Here is an 18,279-nt window from a genome sequence, read left to right as displayed (position 1 = left end):
TTCTTTGGGGAACCATCCTGTGAAAGCTTTGTTTCTGAATATGCTGCTACATATTAGATTATCTTTCTTTTTATCGGCAGCCACAGTACTCAGCGCCTATTTTTTTATATCGCTGCCCCAGACTTCGGCTGAGCCTTTGGCAAAAAATATAAAAAATAAAGCAGATAAAATACGGATTACTGCAGACAGGCTGGTGGGCAGCTATGATAGAAATTATGCTGAGTTTACCGGTAGTGTTGAAGCGGTGTATGGAGATTTCATTATAAAATCGGATCGACTGAAAATTTTTTATAAACATGATCCGGGGAAAAAAGAAAAGTCAAAGGCAGGTGAAGAATCCATAGATAAAATTATTGCCACCGGCAACGTGAAGATATGGGCAGATGGCAAGGAAGCGACCACACAGCAGGCAGTCTACACAACAAAGACCATGGTGCTGGTATTAACCGGAGAAAATTCAACTGTATTCAGCAATAAAAATTATGTTTCCGGTTCAAAAATAACCCTTAACCGGTCAGAAAACACGGTTAAGGTTGAAAGCGGTACGGAAAATCGTGTAAAAGCGCTGTTCTACTCTACAAAAGATTTGTCATCTAAGCCCGATCCGGATACTCCTGTTTTGGACCCAACAAAAAAAACAAAACCGCCAAAAAATTAAAAGGCGGGGGTTTTAGCCCCGCCTTTCCTGTTACAACATATTGGTTTTAATCTTTTATTTTTGCCTCCATTTTTTCTATTTTTTTCTTCAGCTTTTTTACCTCAAGGTTGGTGGTGGTATATTCAGCCTTGGCTTCTACTGCATCCGCCTCGGCATTGAGTTTTTTAGACTTTACTTTTGCAATTTTTTTGATGTTATCGATTTTATCACCCAGATTTGCATTGTCAATCGCCTCTAATTTTGCAACTTCCACTGCAAGTTCTTTTTCTTCCACTTTCTTTTCTGCTGCTTCCAATTCAGAATCCGCACCATCTTTCTGCAAACTGCCCAGTTCTTTTTTAAGTTTTCCGACCTTTACTTTTTGCTGGGCCAGTTTCAGGTTTCTTTTTGCCTCCTGTAGGTCAAACTCCGCCTCTTTCACATCAGCTCGCATAGATTCCGGCACCTGTGAATAGAGGGTTTGTTCAGAAACCGTTTTCGTCTTCTTCTTAGAACCTCCCACCAAGGGCATGTTTGCACATCCAACAGTAAAAGAAAGTCCAATCAAAAGTACCAGGCTTATATACAAAAACTTTTTCATAACGTTTTCCTCCCTTTCTCATAGATAAGAATGTGTTGGTTTTTCCTTTTCTCCTTAATGTATTAAAATGTTCAGTTATTACATTGTTTAAATATTACCTTCAATATAAAATAAAATCAATAACATTTTAATATACCAAGATCTCACCCCTTAAACGTTCCTTTTATCTTCCTTAAATACCTCATCTTTTTATACCTGAGAATAAGATCGATCCATGTGCTGAACAGGTCTCCAAGATCCTCACTCCCCCCTCTTATTTTTGGGTGTAATTTGTTTTCAACTCCTGCAAGTGCTCTGGCAAGATCCGGATTGTCGGGTTCATTTTTTAAAAGGTGCTTATAAATTTCTGCTGCTTTTTCATAATGGCCCTGACCGGCATAAACCTTGGCCATGGTGACTGTTTTAAAATCGTTATCCGGTATCATTTCTGTTTCAACCGTTTTGCTGAACCATGGGTTGGTTTTAATATTATTTCGTCTTTCCCGATCATACCGAGTTCCTGCCTTGCAATATTTTCAATATATTTATCATCATTTTTTAACCGTTCTATTTCATTATACAAATCAAGATTATCCCTGGCAAGATTTTCATTTTTTTCAATCAGCCTGTCTCTTTCCTTTCTAAGCGAATTAAGATCAACAAGGCCGTTTTCAGCAAACAAAATAAGAAAAAGCATGGAAAACAATATCAATATGGCCATGGATAATTTTAGCTTAACTTTGTTCAGCATATTATTGTCGCTTAAATAAACCCAGATTTAAAACCGTTTTAATATCCAGGGTTTTAAAAATTATGGAAAAACCACCGTAAATGACAAGACCGGTTAAAATACTTCCCAAAAGCCCTATAATTAGACCAGACAGGCTTTCCGTTCCCGGCGGAATAATATATAGGGCCACCGTCCACACCACCGTCCCCATTAATACAGAACATATTATATTTTTGCAAACAAATTCAGCTAGACCCGGCTGCTTCAATGGACCCAGCTTTATATTTAATGACCGCATCAGAAGTCCGAAGTTAAGCATTGAAGCAAGGGATAAAGCCAATGCAAGGCCGGCATGTCCCATGGGCTCCATTAAAACAACTCCAAGTATTATATTGGCCATGATGGATATAGCTGCAGTATAAACAGGTGTTTTTGTATCTTTTAGTGCATAAAGGGTAAATACAATAATCCTTACACCTGAAACAGCCCACAGGCCGATGCTATAATACAAAACAGCCTTGGCAGTCAACAGGGTGGCTTCACCTCCAAAGGCCCCTCTTTGAAATAGCAGGGCCACCACCGGCTGCCGCAATACAATAAGCCCCACCATGGCAGGAATGGTTATAAAAAAAACAAGTTTCAATGTATATGCAAAAGAATCCCTTACCGCCTGCATGTCTTTTGCTGCTGCCTGCCTGGAAATGCTGGGCAGCAGTGCGGTTGCAGCAGCAATAGCAAAAATCCCCAAAGGAAACTGAACCAGCCGGTCTGCATAGTAAAGATACGAAACACTACCTTCAGATTGTATCGAGGCAAGAAGGGTGATCACCAGAGTGTTAATCTGATACACGGCTGAACCGAATATGGCGGGGAAAAACAGCTTAACGATTCTTTTTAACCCCGAATGCCATATTGCGGTTTTTTGCCAGAAATAAAAACCGTTTTTAATCAAAAACGGTACCTGAAGTGCAAGCTGCAAACACCCTCCAACCACCACGCCAAATGCAAGTCCATATACACGGTTTGCTGGATCGGTTGACGCTATAGATACTGCGGTTACCGAGACAATCATCGCTATATTTAAAAATACCGGTGCAAGCGCAGGTGCGGCAAAATGCCCCAAGACATTTAAAATACCCATGCTCAGCGCAACCAGGCATATAAAAAAGATATAAGGAAACATGATGCGCGTCAGCACGACGGTAAGCGCATACTTTTCAGGCGACCCGGTAAACCCCGGGGCAAAAATATGAACGATCCAGGGCGAGAGGGCAATACCCGCAACAGTTATAATAACCAGTAGAACCGAAAGCAGTTTTATGGCAGATCTTGCCATCTCAAAGGCTTCGTCTTTTCCTTTTTCTGTGATGTATTGGGTAAAAACAGGAACAAATGAAATGCTTAAGGAACCTTCGCCAAAAAGCCTCCTGATAAGGTTGGGAATCCTGAAAGCGGCAACAAATGCATCGGAATAAAAGCCCGCGCCAAAAATTGCGGCGATAACCATATCCCTTATATAACCAAAAATGCGGCTTAACAAAGTGGCTGAGCTTACAACACCTGCAGCCTTTGTCACACGGGTATTTTCAGACATTTTATATTAAGTTCTGCTAAAATCAGAATAAATACCTTGACATCCTTTTTTTTATTTTATAGGTAATTCATTTTTATCAAATTTCAGAAAAGGAGCTTACTACTTTGGCCAATCACAAATCCGCTTTAAAACGCGCCCGTCAGAATGAAATAAGACGCATGCGTAACAAGTCTTACCGAACAAAAATAAATAACGTGACCAAGCAAGTTCGACTTGCCGAAGGTGAATCGTCAGGCGAAACAATGACCGCCAATCTTAACATGGCAAAGTCTGTGATAGATATCGCAGCCAAAAAGGGGGTCATCCATAAAAAAACGGCTGCCAGAAAAATATCCCGCCTGGCAAAATTTGCCAACAATGCCGTTCATTAAAAATTATCCGTCATGCGTGTAAAAATTTTTTCTGCCAGCCTTTGAGAAACCTTTGAAATCGCCTCTCGCCTGTTTTGTAACGTCCTGTACTTATCCCCCAGTACGACGTTGTAAGCTTCGTCTGCCATAATTTGTTCTACCCGCCAGATGACTCTGCCGTCAGGAGCAACCAGTTTCATGTCGACGAACAGTTTTACACTTCTTTCTGTGGAAGTGTTCGGATCGTCCCGGGAAATAGTTGCAATGCTTATAGAATGGATGTTTCCATAAAGAACGGCATCCGCATCTTCCATGCTCTTTGCCAAGATATCTTTTCTGTTACTGGTAAATTCATAGATGATATCATCTGTTACCAGCTTTTCCAGCCTGCTTTCGGAGGTGCGGTTTTCAAGTATCGGTATGAAAATGTTTTTGGTGTTTTCCGGAAAATCACCGGTTCCTGCAAACCTGTACCCACAACCTGAAACAAGTATCAGTAATATAAGGATAAAAAAATTATTTCTTTTTTTTACAAACATAATTTGACCTCAGTTGATGAACGGTCAACAGAAAAACAACATGCGCGACAAGACCGGCAGCAACTGATCGGTATGGCTCGACCATTGGCTATACCACAATATTAACCAGCTTATTCTTTACCACAATAACCTTTTTAACAGGCTGATCGTTTATGAATTTTTTTGCCCGTTCATCCGAAAGAGCCATTTGCTTTATGGTATCTTCATCCGTACCAGCACCGACTGAAAACCTGCTCCTGAGTTTGCCATTGACCTGGACCACAATCAGCCATTCATCCTCATACAGAATATCTTTATTATAGGTCGGCCAAGATTCCAACAGAACACTCGATTCATGCCCCATCGCTTCCCATATTTCATCGGCAAAATGAGGTACTATGGGCGCCAGGAGGAGTACAACGGATTCCATGGCAAATCTCATTACACCCGCCGAAACCGGGCTGTTTTCTTCAAGTTTCATACCGTTCATGGTATTATAAAGCTCCATGACGGCACTTATGGCGGTATTAAAGTGAAACCTGTCTTCTATATCTCTGGTCACTTTGCTTATGGTCTGATGGGTTTTCCGGTAAAGATGTCTTAACCCGCCATCAAGATCTTCCACCTTGCCTTCAAAAGTTTGAACGCCTTTTATTGAATCCATGAGATTCGCCGCAAGTCGCCAGACACGATTGAGGAAACGGTAACCCCCCTCAACTCCCTGCTCGCTCCATTCCAAGTCCCTTTCAGGGGGTGCGGCAAAAAGACAAAAAAGTCTGGTGGTATCCGCACCGTATTTTTCCAGCAATATGTTCGGATCAACCACATTTTTTTTCGATTTAGACATTTTTTCTATGCGACCCACCTCAGTTTCCCGGCCACAAATACGGCACAATCGCTTTTTGCCGCGCACATCCTCTTCTTCAGGGCTAAGAAAGCCGTGTTCCGTACAAAAGGATGTTTCCTTGCAAACCATTCCCTGGGTTAAAAGCCGCGTAAACGGCTCCTTAAAATTAACCAGTCCCATTTCTTTGAGCACTCTGGTATAGTACCTTGAATACAAAAGATGCAAAATAGCATGCTCCACTCCGCCAATATATTGATCCACCGGCATCCAATAATCCACAGCCACCCGGTCAAACATACCGGTGTTGCAGTCCGGACTGCAGTACCTTTCAAAATACCAGGAAGATTCTACGAAGGTATCCATGGTATCGGTTTCTCTTTTTGCATCAAGACTATGGCACTGGGGACACTCCGTCTTGGTAAAATGATCCAGTTCGGGAAGCGGAGATTTGCCGCCTTCAAGAATATCTGCGTCTTCCGGAAGTACTATGGGAAGCTGTTCTTTAGCGACCGGAACAATCCCACATTTTTTACAGTGAATCATGGGGATCGGAGCACCCCAGTACCGCTGCCTGGAAATTCCCCAGTCTCTCAGTCTGAAACTGACGGTTCTTTGACCGATATCATTTTTTTCGAGATATGCGGTAATTTCATTTCGGGCTTTATTACTATCCATCCCGTCAAATTGGCCCGAGTTGATCATCACGCCTTCACCGGTATATGCCTCGGTCATGGAAACCGGGCTAAGGTCTTCATCATAGGGCTTTACCACCGGTACAATATCCAACCCATATTTTTTGGCAAACTCAAAATCACGCTGGTCATGTGCGGGTACAGACATCACCGCACCCGTTCCATATTCCATAAGGGCAAAATTGGCCGTATAAATCGGCATACGTTTGCCGTGCATGGGATTTATACACCAGGCCCCGGTAAAAACCCCTTCCTTTTCATGGTTTTCTATGGCCTTTCCGGATCTGTCCTGCCTGGACATACGATCCACAAAATCTGCGGTCTCTTTCTCCTGAACGGTTCCTCTGGAAAGCTTAAGTACCAGGGGATGCTCCGGCGCAAGAACCATGAAAGTTGCGCCAAAAACCGTATCCTGCCTGGTGGTAAAAACATTGATGTATTCATCTGTGCTATCCACAGGGTTTTCAATGGAAAACCGGATTTCAGCCCCCACACTCTTGCCGATCCAGTTTTTCTGCATGGTAATTACTTTATCAGGCCAGCCGGACAGTTTATCGGAATATACAAGCAGATCCTCGGCGTAGTCGGTCACCCGAAAAAACCACTGCCACAGCTTCTTCTGACGAACCGCCTCTCCGCATCTCCAACACATTCCGGCCTCCACCTGTTCGTTGGCAAGAACCGTCCGGCATTTATCACACCAGTTTACAAAAGACTTCTTTCGGTATGCCATATCCTTTTCATACATTTTTAAAAACAACCATTGTTCCCACCGGTAATATTCGGGTTTACATGTAGCGATTTCTCTGTCCCAGTCGTAACTGAATCCCATGCGCTTTAACTGTGTGCGCATGGCAGTAATATTATCGTAGGTCCATTTAGCCGGATGAGTGTTGTTGGCTATGGCCGCATTTTCCGCGGGCATCCCAAATGCATCCCATCCCATTGGATGCAGGACATTAAATCCCCGCATCCTTTTATACCTTGCGACCACATCGCCAATGGTATAATTTCTCACATGCCCCATATGTATTTTTCCGGACGGATATGGAAACATCTCAAGTAGATAGTATTTTTTTCTGTCAGGATCCTCATACGCCTTGAACAGGTCTGTTGCCTCCCAGACGCTTTGCCATTTTTTTTCTACGCTGACTGGATTGTACCGTTCATCCATTACCCGCTTTACCTCCTGAAATTCATTTTGCCATGCATGTGACGGCCTTGCCCAAACTGTGATTTCACATGCCATAATATTAAATAAATAGCAACAAGGCAAATTTTATTTGTTATTAGGCTTTTAAAAAGCCCTTATGTAAAAATAGTTTGACTTGTATTCTACAATTTCATATGCAGGCAATGCAAGCAACCGTGATGCAATAAAAATAAGACGGACTAATTTAACTGATTTAAATATTCCCCAATGAACATTAAAGCGATCAGGGACTCGGACATGAGTGCTTGAAGACCTTTTTAATAATTTACCTGGGCCCAAGGACATATAATATATGAGCAATAAAATCCTAATCAATGCGGTGGATCCCGAAGAATGCAGGATAGCAAAAGTCAAGGAAAGCAAACTGGAAGAATTTCATATCGAAAGTGCTTCAAAAGAAATTACCCACGGAAACATTTACAAAGCCGTCATCACCCGCGTAGAACCCAGCCTTCAGGCCGTGTTTGTCGATTACGGGGCACAGCGACATGGATTCCTGCAAAAGCATGAAATTCACAGCGACTATTTCCAGGACAATACTTCAGGTGACCGTTCTATAAATCACATAGCCAAGCGCGGCCAGGAGCTTTTGGTTCAGGTCACCAAAGATCCGTTCATGAAGAAAGGAGCCATGCTCACCACATTCATATCTTTGCCGGGCAGGTATTTGGTGCTGATGCCCGGAAGTGAAAACCGCGGTATTTCGCGGAAAATCGAGGATGAAGATGAACGCAACCGGCTAAAAGAAATTATCGCAAAGTTAAAGCTGCCGCCAGGTTTTGGTATCATTGTCCGAACAGCAGGGATGACCTGTACCAAAACCCTTTTAACCAAAGACTTGAAGTATCTGATGCGACTGTGGAAAACCATTAAAAAAAATGTGATGAAGGAAAAGGCGCCTTGTCTCCTGTACAAAGAAAGAAATCTTGTGTTAAGATCCATTCGTGACTATTTTACCCCTGACATCACTGAAATTCTTATAGACGATGGTCTGGTTTTCCAGGAAGTAAAAAAATTTATTAAAATCATCTCATCCAGGCATGCTAAAATTGTTAAGCACTACAAAGGGGATAAACCGATATTTACCAAATATCAGCTTGAAAATCAGATTGCATCCATATTTGAAAGTCGTGTTCCGCTGAAATCCGGGGGCAGTATTGTGATAGAGCCGACTGAAGCCCTGGTATCAATCGATGTTAATTCGGGAAAAGCAACCCGTAAAAAATCAATCGAACAAACCGCCCTGCAGACAAATATCGAAGCGGCCGAAGAAATCACCCGCCAGCTTCGGCTAAGAGATTTAGGCGGTTTAATCATCATTGATTTTATAGATATGAAAGATCAAAAGCACCGGCTTGAAGTAGAAAGGGCGGTGAAGACACAGGTCAAAAATGATAAAGCCAGAACTAAAGTCGGTAAAATTTCCCGATTCGGACTCATGGAAATGTCAAGGCAGCGAATCCGACCATCCATTGAATTTGGCAGTTTTGAGCCATGCAAACTCTGCCGTGGAAAAGGTGTTACCCCTTCCACCGAAACCTTAGTGCTACGTTTTATTAGAAAACTTCGTCTAGAAAGTCTGGGAAATGATATTTCCAAGGTAAAAGGTATTGTACCGGTGGATGTTGCGGATTATATTCTGAACAAAAAGCGCAAAGAAATTCTGGATCTTGAATTAAGCCGCAACATTAATATCGTCATCGAAGCTGACCGTTCAATGATTCCCGGGGAAAGCAATATTATTTGTGAAAAATAGGTTTGACCTATTTTGATTTTTAAAGTATATCAGCGCAACTTTATTCATTTATCAATAATTAAAGGAGGTTTATCTTGATTAGCATCGCATACGCAATGGGCCAGGGAGGAGAAGCTGCCGGACAAGGAGCAGGCGGATTTTCAGGGTTTATCCCACTTATCCTGATGTTTGTTATTTTTTATTTCCTGCTTATTCGGCCTCAACAGAAAAAGACAAAACAACACCGCGAAATGATATCCGCTCTTAAAAAAGGAGACCGTATCATTACCAGCGGCGGTATTCATGGACGTATCACAGGTCTTGACGAAACAACATTAACGGTTGAAATATCCGACCGGGTTCGGGTTAAAGTCGCCAGGGGTAATGTCGGAGCAAGAATAGAAACGGCATCTCAACCCCCGCCTGAAAAAAAATCCAAACCTGATTCAAAAAAATCAAAATAATTTCAGACTTGTTAAAACCTGAATCAACCTTTCGTAACAGGTGGTTTTTATTACAACCATCATTATGATTAGATAAATATTTAAGGGAAAAAACCATTGAAGAATATTTCTTGGAAACCGGTATTTGTTCTTATTGTGATTGTTACCGCTGTGATCTATCTTGTTCCGACCATAAAACCGACTTTATGGCCGCATAAACAAATTAATTTGGGCCTTGACCTTCAAGGGGGGATGCATCTTGTCCTTGAAGTGGACACTCAAAAGGCCGTGGAAAGTAATATTGAACGAATTAGTCAGGAAATTCGCAGTCTTTGCAAAAAAGAACGCATCAGACGAATACACATAGAACGAATTCAGGATGCAAAAATACTGGTCACTATCAAGGATGAAGGAAGCATTAAGAAATTTGAGACGTTTTTGGACAAAGAATTCAGAGGTCTTCGCATCGTCTCAAAATCAACCAAAGACGGAGAGTTTTCCCTTACCCTGGATCTTCCGGAAAAAGAAACGGATCATATCAAAGAAATGGCTACCCGGCAGGCCCTTGAAACGATCAGAAACCGTATCGACCAGTTTGGTGTCAGTGAACCAGACATACGGCTCCAGGGTGAAAAACGGATTCTCATTCAACTGCCGGGCATAAAGGATACACAAAGGGCAAAGGACCTTATCGGAAAAACAGCGCTTCTTGAATTCAAGCTGTTGGATGAAATCAACGATATTGACTCTGCACTTAAAGGTTCCGTCCCTCGCGGGAGTGAGATTCTGTATCAGATTACCCAGAATTCCGAAACCAATCGTTCGGTAAAAACACCCTTTCTGGTAAAAAAGAGAACCCTGCTAACCGGAGCAAATCTCACCGATGCAAGGGTTCAGATTGATTCACAGTATAATGAACCTTATGTCTCCATATCTTTTGATAAAAAAGGTGGGCGAACTTTTGCCAAGATAACCGGGGAAAATGTTAAAAAGCGACTCGCCATCGTCCTGGACAACAAGGTTTATTCGGCACCGGTCATTCAGGAAAAAATATCCGGCGGCCAGGCCCGAATTACCGGCAGTTTCACCACTGAAGAAGCCAACGATCTTGCCATAGCACTCAGGGCAGGTGCTTTGCCGGCACCGGTAAAAATTCTTGAAGAAAGGACCGTCGGGCCTTCCCTTGGCGCTGACTCAATTAGAAAAGGACTTATATCCATGTGCATCGGCGGCATCCTGGTGGTTCTTTTTATGGTTGTTTATTATAGATTTTCCGGCATAATCGCCGATCTCGCTCTGGTGTTTAATATCATTCTGATTGCAGCAGGTCTGGCAGGCTTCCAGGCCACCCTGACACTTCCCGGAATTGCAGGTATCATCCTTACCATAGGAATGGCGGTTGATGCCAATGTTTTAATATTTGAACGTATCCGGGAAGAAATAAATATTGGAAGAACCCCCAGGGCCGCTGTGGATGCCGGCTACGACAGGGCAACTCTTACCATCCTTGATGCCAACGTCACCACCCTTATTGCGGCGCTTGTTCTTTTTCAGTTTGGAACAGGTCCTGTCAAGGGTTTTGCCGTTACTTTAAGCCTTGGCGTACTGGCAAGCCTTTTTACCGCCCTTATCATGACCCGGATGATATTTGATTACATTTTGATGAAGCGTAAGATTAAGCATATAAGCATATGATAAAACATATTAAACCAAGAGGTCACATGAATGCAATTTTTAAAACCTGACATTAACATCAATTTTACCGGTAAACGAAAAATCGCTTTCTTAATATCGGTTGCCATGATCATAGTAAGCATCTCCTCCCTCACCATACACAAAGGCCCTAAATACGGAGTGGATTTTGCCGGTGGGACACTTGTACAGGTAAAGTTTTTTGATTCTGTCATACTGGACGATATTAAATCCGGACTCCATGCCATTGGACTGGGAAAATCATCGGTACAGATGTTTGGTGAAAAGAAAGAAAATGAATTCCTTATCCGTACCGATGTGGCGGTGATGACTTCCGAAGGTTTTTCCCAGAAAGTGGAGCAGGCTCTCAAATCATCCACTGGTGCCAAAGTTGAAATCCGCCGGGTTGAAATGGTTGGCCCTCAGGTCGGCAAGGATCTCAGGGAAAAGGCGTTATTTGCGATGTTCTATGCCCTTTTATTTATAACCATATATATCTCCGGCCGTTTTGAATTAAAATGGATGTTAAGTGGAGTGATGGCAGCAGCACTTATTGGCGCCATTTACTTTTTTAATCTTTTTAACGTGAGTATCCCTTTTCTGATTACCACAGCCCTGGTTGTCACCCTTATTCTTTTCTGGTTTCTTGAGCTTAAATATGCCATGGGTGCCATCGTGGCACTCATTCATGACGTGACTATCACCGTGGGTCTGTTTTCCATCTTTGACAAAGAGTTCACCCTGCCCATTATCGCGGCACTCCTTACTATTATCGGATATTCATTAAACGATACCATCATCGTTTTTGATCGGATTCGCGAAAACCTGAAAAAACACCACAAAAAATCTCTTGCATTCATATTGAACAGAAGTATAAACGAAACCCTCTCACGCACACTGCTTACCTCTTTAACCACCCTTATTGTGCTTATTACCCTGTTTGTTCTGGGTGGAGGAATTATTCATGACTTTGCATTTGCGATGATTATCGGTGTTCTGGTGGGAACGTATTCCTCCATATATGTGGCAAGTCCAATTTTGCTCGCCTGGCAGGGGCGCGGAAAGAAAAAGTAAACAAGGCAGAAACAAAAAGGCTCATAGCTCATAACATGAAAGATTCAATTATGTTACTATGAGCTATCCGCTTTGAGCTAGGAACCAATACATGAGCTACTAAATTACCAAATGATTTATTCAAAGGTCGTCAACTTTTTATGGAAAAAATTTTGCCATGGTTTTTCCTTAAAAGTGTTCCTGGAATCGGAAACCATACTTTTAAGAGGCTTTTTGACCATTTCAGTTCACCTGCCAATGTGTTGCAGTCATCCTATGATGAACTTCTGCAGGTTGACGGCATGACCCGGCGTCTTGCCTCTGCCATCAAAAAACATAAACCCCCTGACCGGATCAGAAAGGAACTTGATGATACCATCCAAAGAGGCTACCGGATTATAACCATGTCTGACTCCGAGTATCCTCCGCTGTTGCTTCAAATCCCTGATCCTCCGCCTTTTTTATATGTTTATGGTTCACTGGACACTTCAACCGGGTGTGTGGCTGTGGTAGGATCACGAAATGCAACTGACTATGGCGTTTCCGCTACAGTCCGTCTTTGTGCCGACTTGGCTTCCCGCCAAATCACCGTGGTCAGCGGAATGGCAATCGGTATTGATACCGCTGCCCACGAGGGCGCACTGACAGGCAAAGGTAAGACCATTGCGGTTCTCGGAAGCGGGCTTGACAAAGTCTATCCGGCACAAAATTTGAAACTTTTTCATAAAATCGCAGAAAACGGAGCGGTTATTACCGAATTTCCCCTTAACACTGAACCGGAGGCACATAACTTTCCTCTACGAAACAGGGTCATCAGCGGTATTTGTCTGGGAACGGTGATCGTTGAAGCCACTAAAAAAAGTGGTTCACTCATAACCGCGCGCCTGGCGGCAGAACAAAACAGAGAAGTTTTTGCCGTACCGGGCAGTATCCGGTCGTTTAAAAGTACCGGAACACATACCCTTATTAAACAGGGGGCCAAGCTTGTTGAACACGCCCAGGATATTATTGAAGAGCTTTCCCCGGTAATAACGGCTTACACCGGTGAAACCAACGCAGTTAAAAATAAGCCACCCAAAACGGTTGATCCGCTTTCAACGGATGAATCGATTGTTTTTGATTCACTGGGGCCATACCCAACCCATATAGATGATCTCATACGAAAGGTTCCTTTGGAGCCTGGAAAAATTTCCAGTGTACTTTTAAGACTTGAATTAAAGGGGATTATCCAGCAATCCCCTGGAAAATATTTTACCAAATTGGAAAAATAGTATTAAAAAAAAATCCGCCACGAAGTTGCAGGGAAAATCACTGATTTTTTCTCCTTTTAAAATCTGTAAAATTTTGTTGATAATCCGTGGTAAAAAATTAACTGTTATGAGGAACAAAAGTGAGCAAGCCTTTAATCATTGTTGAATCACCCACTAAAATTCGAACCATAAAACAGTACCTCGACAATAAGTACAATGTGGCCGCTACTGTTGGCCATATAAAGGACCTTCCCGCAAAGGAAATGGGTATCGATGTTGAAAATGGCTTCAAACCAAAATACATCAATATTCCTGGAAAGCAAAAGGTTATACGAGCACTCAAACAGGCGGCAGGCAGTGCAACAAACATCTATCTGGCACCTGATCCGGACAGGGAAGGAGAAGCCATTGCATGGCATGCCGCTGAGGTTTTGAAAAAAAAGGGGAGAAAGTTTTACCGGGTCCTTTTTCATGAACTTACCAAAAACGCCATAATAGAAGCAATCTCCTCACCTCAGGAACTTCATAAAAATAAGTATGAAGCCCAGCAGGCGCGACGAATACTCGACCGGCTCGTTGGATACCAGACGTCTCCCCTGCTGTGGCGCAAAGTAAAAGGTGGCCTCAGCGCAGGAAGGGTTCAATCCGTTGCGCTGCGAATCATCTGTGAAAGAGAACGCGCAATCTGGGCCTTTGAATCTGAAGAATACTGGTCGATTACCGCTCATCTTGAAGGTGACTCTCCTCCCCCTTTCACCGCAAAACTGGTTAAACAAAAAGGAAAGAAAATTAAAATCCCGGACGAAAGGAAATCCTCTGCTATCGTAGATGAGCTGTCCGGAAAAGATTTTGTCATACAAAAGGTGCTAAAAAAAACCAGAAAAAGAAACCCTCTGCCCCCTTTCATCACCAGCAAACTTCAGCAGGAAGCCATACGGAAACTCAGATTTTCTGCAAGAAAAACCATGATTATCGCCCAGCAGTTGTATGAAGGGGTCACCCTTGGTTCCGGTGAACCTGTCGGACTGATCACTTATATGCGAACCGATTCCACCCGGATATCAAAAGAATCCGCCACGGAAGCACTTGAGCTGATAAGTCGGCGTTTTGGGAAAGAATATGCCCCTGATAAGCCAAGATTTTTCAAAAATAGAAAAAAAGTTCAGGATGCACATGAGGCGATTCGGCCCACATCCGTTTTTAACACCCCTGAAAAAGTGGCGTCCCACATTTCAACAGAGCAGCTCGCGTTATATCGTCTGATATGGCAGAGATTCGTTGCCTCTCAGATGCAACCTGCTATTATTAATCAGGTTTCGGTTTCAATTGTGTCCGGTGAGTATTTATTTTCCGCCAACGGATCTTCCGTTAAATTTCCAGGCTTTATGGCCCTTTACATGTCGGTGGATGAAGAAATTGAAAGTGAGAAGAAAAGCAAACAGCTTCCTGAACTTTCACCGGGTATGGTATTAAAGCTTTTGCAGTTAGAACCCAAACAACACTTTACCCTGCCGCCCCCCAGGTTTTCCGAAGCCTCTTTAGTAAAAGAGCTTGAAGAAAACGGAATAGGCCGTCCAAGTACTTATACGGCAATTCTGTCAACAATTAGAGGGAAAGGATATGTCGAACTCATAAAAGGACACTTCATACCCAACGAACTCGGTTTTATCGTAAATGACCTTCTGGTAGAAAACTTTCCGGAAGTATTCGATGTGGAATTCACTGCCAGGATGGAAGAAGATTTGGATCGGGTGGAATCTGCTGAAATTAATTCCCTCGACATTCTTACCCGCTTTTACGACCCGTTTAAAAAGAAACTGGATAAAGCTTCAAAGGCCATGCTCAGCATGAAAGGCGTTGGCCTTCCGACAGGCCTGAGGTGTCCTCAATGCAGCAATGAACTTAATATCAAAGTCGGGAAAAACGGACATTTTCTTGCATGCAGCGGGTATCCGGAGTGCACCTATTCGAGGGATTACATCCGTGATGAGAAAGGTAAGATAAAACCGGTGGAACCTTCCAAGGAACAACTATCTGAAAAGGTATGTAAAAAATGCGGCAAACCCATGGTGTTGAAAACCGGACGCTATGGAAAATTTCTTGCATGCAGCGGGTATCCGGAGTGCAAACATACCGAATCCATCAATTCAGCCGGAAACGGTAAAAAGATTGGCCTTAAATGCCCCGAAAAGGACTGCACCGGCGATCTGGTGGAAAGAAAATCCAAAAGAGGAAAAATCTTTTACGGCTGCAGTCACTTTCCTAAATGTACATTCGCTACATGGGATAAACCCATAGATAAAAAATGCCCGGACTGCGGTGCACCGTTTCTACTGGAAAAAACAACTAAGAAACATGGAACTGTTCATTCATGCATTAAAAAAGGGTGTGGCTACCAAGAAACGAAATAAAAAAGCTTGACAACATATTTTCAGGCTGTTAATTGGGAAAATACAACAGGAATTTGCAACATACCATGAAAACAACTAAAGTCATTAACAACCTAATTAACATCATTATTCTACTCGTAGTAGATATACTAGTCTACTACGAGCATCCGGGTTGATAATGACTTAATTTATAATATATAAAAAATTCAAAACCGTTATCAGCCCAATACTGATAACGGTTTTTTTTTGCTTAATAAAAGCAGTCGTTCACGGCTTGAAGATTGATTATTAGTCTCTGTGGTGATTCCGTGAAAATCCGTGGTAAAAGTAAAAAAGGACTATGCTATGAAATTAACCGGCGCACAGATTATGATGGAAGTATTAAAAGAAGAAGGGGTTGACAGAATCTTCGGTTTCCCCGGTGGTGCGGTTATAGACATATACAATGAACTTGAAAGGACGGATATACGCCATATATTGGTCCGCCATGAGCAGGGCGCTGTACATGCCGCAGATGGATATGCCAGAGCCAGTGGAAAAGTAGGCGTTTGTCTGGTGACTTCCGGCCCCGGTGCCACAAATACTGTAACCGGCATTGCATCCGCCTATATGGATTCCATCCCCATGGTTGTAATCAGCGGGCAGGTCCCCACCCATCTGATTGGAAATGATGCTTTTCAAGAGGTGGACATTGTGGGAATAACCAGGCCCTGTACCAAGCATAGCTATTTAGTCAGCAAAACAGAGGATCTTTCCAAGATCATTAAAGAAGCATTTTATATTGCCCGTTCCGGCCGTCCCGGACCTGTCCTGATTGATATCCCTAAAAATCTTACCAATCAGCGTACAGATTATAATGGGACAACGCAAGTAAATCTTAAATCCTATAATCCAACATATGACCCCAATATCAAGCAGCTTAAGAAAACAGTATCGCTTATAAAAAAAGCAAAAAGACCGCTTATCTTTGCCGGAGGGGGTGTTATCCTTTCAAAAGCTTCCAATGAACTCACGGAATTTGCCCGGAAAACTCAAATTCCTGTCACAACTTCCCTTATGGGTCTGGGCGCCTTTCCTGCGACTGATCCTTTATGGCTCGGCATGATCGGCATGCATGGGACTTACAGGGCGAACATGTGCACGGGAGACTGTGACCTTCTTATTTCCATCGGTGTCAGGTTTGATGACCGGGTGACCGGAAAAACGGACGCTTTTGCCGCCCAAGCTAAAATAGTGCATATTGATATCGACCCCACATCAATACGCAAAAACATCCCGGTCTTCATCCCGATTGTCGGCGACTGCAAAATAAGCCTTGGTCACCTCAATCAACTCATTGATAATGTTGATTTGAGTAATATCAGTAACCAAAGAACAAAATGGTTTGCACGAATCAATCAATGGAAAAACACCAAACCCCTGGCGTATAAGCAGAAAGATATTATAAAACCGCAATACGTCATTGAAAAACTATATAAACTGACCAAAGGCCAAGCCATCATAACCACCGAAGTGGGACAGAACCAAATGTGGGCAGCCCAGTATTATCATTTTGATCAACCCGGCCATTTCATCACATCCGGGGGTCTGGGCTGTATGGGTTTCGGACTTCCCGCAGCAATCGGAGCACAAATCGCCTGCCCGGATAAGCTGGTGGTGGATATTGCAGGTGATGGAAGCATTCAAATGAACATTCAGGAAATGGCAACTGCCGTCCAATACTCTCTGCCGATTAAAATCGTTATATTAAATAACGGCTACCTCGGAATGGTAAGACAATGGCAAGAACTTTTTTATGAAAAGAGATATGCCTCAACACGGATGGAGCACACACCCGACTTCGTAAAGCTGGCACACGCTTATGGTGCCCTCGGATTGAGAGCAACCCAACCTGACGAAGTAGAACCTATTCTTGCCAAAGGCCTCTCTTCTTCCGAAACAGTCATCATGGATTTTATGGTTGAAAAAGAAGAAAGCGTGTACCCCATGGTGCCGGCCGGTGCTCCCATCACAGAGATGCTGCTGGTATAGGAGGAAAAGGATATAATGACAGAAGAAAAACACATATTTTCCATGCTGGTGGACAACCAGCCGGGAGTATTGTCAAGGGTTGTTGGCCTTTTCAGTGGAAAAGGGTTTAATATCGAAAGCCTGTGCGTGGCCGAAACCACTGATCCCGATATTTCCCGCATTACCATTGTCACCAAGGCAAACCGGCCGGTGATTGAGCAGATCGAAAAGCAGCTGAACAAGCTGGTGAATGTGATTAAAATACGAGATCTTACAGGTCCCAATGCTGTTAAACGTGAAATGGCTCTCATATGTGTTAGAGCCAAATCAGAACACCGCGCTGAATTATTAAGAATTGTTGATATTTTCCGATGCAAGGTCATCGACGTGGGACTTAATCATTACACCATTGAGGTGACCGGTGATGAAGGCAAAATGCAGGCAATATTGAACCTTTTAAAGCCCATGGGAATTAAAAAAATCGCAAGAACAGGAATCATGGCACTGTTTCGTGAACCCAGTTAGTATCCGAACGAAAAGTGATT

General features: G+C 43.0%; 16 protein-coding genes. 10 read left to right on the top strand and 6 right to left on the bottom strand.

Annotation, left to right across the window (positions count from 1 at the left end; translation table 11 throughout):
• Positions 1-19: 19 nt before the first annotated feature.
• On the top strand, positions 20-658 hold the full coding sequence (locus SWH54_03650) for an LptA/OstA family protein (GenBank protein MDY6790344.1): 639 nt from the start codon (positions 20-22) through the stop codon (positions 656-658).
• Positions 659-704: 46 nt separating this feature from the next.
• On the opposite strand, the gene SWH54_03645 is transcribed toward SWH54_03650, so the two are convergent.
• The 4 genes from SWH54_03645 to murJ all read right to left on the bottom strand — a co-directional run bounded on the left by SWH54_03645 (position 705) and on the right by murJ (position 3,541).
• Positions 705-1,238, bottom strand: a complete 534-nt coding sequence (locus SWH54_03645; GenBank protein ID MDY6790343.1) for a hypothetical protein — start codon at positions 1,236-1,238, stop codon at positions 705-707.
• A 143-nt stretch (positions 1,239-1,381) separates the two neighbouring features.
• Positions 1,382-1,663, bottom strand: coding sequence for a hypothetical protein (locus SWH54_03640; GenBank protein MDY6790342.1), 282 nt, complete (start codon positions 1,661-1,663; stop codon positions 1,382-1,384).
• Positions 1,660-1,968: a septum formation initiator family protein gene (locus SWH54_03635; GenBank protein MDY6790341.1), complete on the bottom strand. Its 309-nt coding sequence runs from the start codon at positions 1,966-1,968 to the stop codon at positions 1,660-1,662. Before SWH54_03635 ends, SWH54_03640 begins: the two co-directional genes overlap by 4 nt.
• A 1-nt stretch (position 1,969) precedes the next feature.
• On the bottom strand, positions 1,970-3,541 hold the full coding sequence (gene murJ / locus SWH54_03630; protein MDY6790340.1) for a murein biosynthesis integral membrane protein MurJ: 1,572 nt from the start codon (positions 3,539-3,541) through the stop codon (positions 1,970-1,972).
• 104 nt (positions 3,542-3,645) lie between these two features.
• On the opposite strand from murJ, the gene rpsT reads away from it, so the two are divergent.
• Positions 3,646-3,912, top strand: coding sequence for a 30S ribosomal protein S20 (gene rpsT / locus SWH54_03625; GenBank protein MDY6790339.1), 267 nt, complete (start codon positions 3,646-3,648; stop codon positions 3,910-3,912).
• Here rpsT and lptE read toward each other — a convergent pair.
• Complete coding sequence (lptE, locus tag SWH54_03620) at positions 3,909-4,430, bottom strand: LPS assembly lipoprotein LptE (protein ID MDY6790338.1); 522 nt, start codon at positions 4,428-4,430, stop codon at positions 3,909-3,911. The genes rpsT and lptE overlap by 4 nt on opposite strands.
• 88 nt (positions 4,431-4,518) lie before the next feature.
• Positions 4,519-7,122 (bottom strand): leucine--tRNA ligase, encoded by a 2,604-nt coding sequence (gene leuS / locus SWH54_03615; GenBank protein MDY6790337.1) that lies wholly within the window; start codon positions 7,120-7,122, stop codon positions 4,519-4,521.
• Positions 7,123-7,453: 331 nt separating this feature from the next.
• Here leuS and SWH54_03610 point away from each other — a divergent pair, with 331 nt between their 5' ends.
• The 8 genes from SWH54_03610 to ilvN all read left to right on the top strand — a co-directional run bounded on the left by SWH54_03610 (position 7,454) and on the right by ilvN (position 18,259).
• The gene (locus SWH54_03610; protein ID MDY6790336.1) at positions 7,454-8,917 is read left to right on the top strand and encodes an Rne/Rng family ribonuclease; all 1,464 of its coding nucleotides are present in this window, start codon (positions 7,454-7,456) and stop codon (positions 8,915-8,917) included.
• A 74-nt stretch (positions 8,918-8,991) separates the two neighbouring features.
• The gene (gene yajC, locus SWH54_03605; GenBank protein ID MDY6790335.1) at positions 8,992-9,360 is read left to right on the top strand and encodes a preprotein translocase subunit YajC; all 369 of its coding nucleotides are present in this window, start codon (positions 8,992-8,994) and stop codon (positions 9,358-9,360) included.
• A 96-nt stretch (positions 9,361-9,456) separates the two neighbouring features.
• Positions 9,457-11,034: a protein translocase subunit SecD gene (gene secD, locus SWH54_03600; GenBank protein ID MDY6790334.1), complete on the top strand. Its 1,578-nt coding sequence runs from the start codon at positions 9,457-9,459 to the stop codon at positions 11,032-11,034.
• A gap of 30 nt (positions 11,035-11,064) precedes the next feature.
• On the top strand, positions 11,065-12,105 hold the full coding sequence (secF, locus tag SWH54_03595) for a protein translocase subunit SecF (protein MDY6790333.1): 1,041 nt from the start codon (positions 11,065-11,067) through the stop codon (positions 12,103-12,105).
• Between the two features lie 140 nt (positions 12,106-12,245).
• Positions 12,246-13,355, top strand: a complete 1,110-nt coding sequence (gene dprA / locus SWH54_03590; protein ID MDY6790332.1) for a DNA-processing protein DprA — start codon at positions 12,246-12,248, stop codon at positions 13,353-13,355.
• Between the two features lie 119 nt (positions 13,356-13,474).
• Positions 13,475-15,745, top strand: coding sequence for a type I DNA topoisomerase (gene topA / locus SWH54_03585; protein MDY6790331.1), 2,271 nt, complete (start codon positions 13,475-13,477; stop codon positions 15,743-15,745).
• A gap of 324 nt (positions 15,746-16,069) precedes the next feature.
• Entirely contained in the window at positions 16,070-17,755 is a 1,686-nt protein-coding gene (gene ilvB / locus SWH54_03580) for a biosynthetic-type acetolactate synthase large subunit (GenBank protein MDY6790330.1), read from the top strand.
• 15 nt (positions 17,756-17,770) lie between these two features.
• Positions 17,771-18,259 (top strand): acetolactate synthase small subunit, encoded by a 489-nt coding sequence (ilvN, locus tag SWH54_03575; protein ID MDY6790329.1) that lies wholly within the window; start codon positions 17,771-17,773, stop codon positions 18,257-18,259.
• Positions 18,260-18,279: the final 20 nt, after the last annotated feature.

The sequence above is a fragment of the Thermodesulfobacteriota bacterium genome, from assembly GCA_034189135.1.
GTDB lineage: Bacteria > Desulfobacterota > Desulfobacteria > Desulfobacterales > JAUWMJ01 > JAUWMJ01.
Note: the sequence above shows the minus strand (reverse complement) of the source record. Positions and strands in the feature narration are given on the sequence as shown.